The sequence below is a fragment of the Candidatus Protochlamydia sp. W-9 genome (genome assembly GCF_001950615.1).
GTDB classification, from domain to species: Bacteria; Chlamydiota; Chlamydiia; order Chlamydiales; family Parachlamydiaceae; genus Protochlamydia; species Protochlamydia amoebophila.
The window spans coordinates 1-283 of sequence record NZ_BCPZ01000290.1; the positions used below are offsets into that span (position 1 = coordinate 1).

A 283-nucleotide genomic window follows, 5' to 3' on the forward strand; every position below is an offset into this window, starting at 1 on the left:
AGCGTTTAAGGACCTCAAATGAACTAATCCTGCATCGGTGAGATTATTGCAATTACTTAAATTTAGCTGCTGCAAAGCTGTTAAGGGTATCAAATGGATTAATCCTGCATCGGTAAGTTTATAGCACCTGCTTAGATTAAGATGCTGCAAAGCGTTTAAGGACCTCAAATGAACTAATCCTGCATCGGTGAGATTATTGCAATTACTTAAATTTAGCTGCTGCAAAGCTGTTAAGGGTATCAAATGGATTAATCCTGCATCGGTAAGTTTATAGCACCTGCTT

Annotated in this window: 1 pseudogene; it reads right to left on the reverse strand. The window is 38.2% G+C overall.

The features are described 5' to 3' along the window. Positions 1-283: pseudogene (locus tag BU804_RS08530) on the reverse strand (hypothetical protein); the annotation flags it as partial.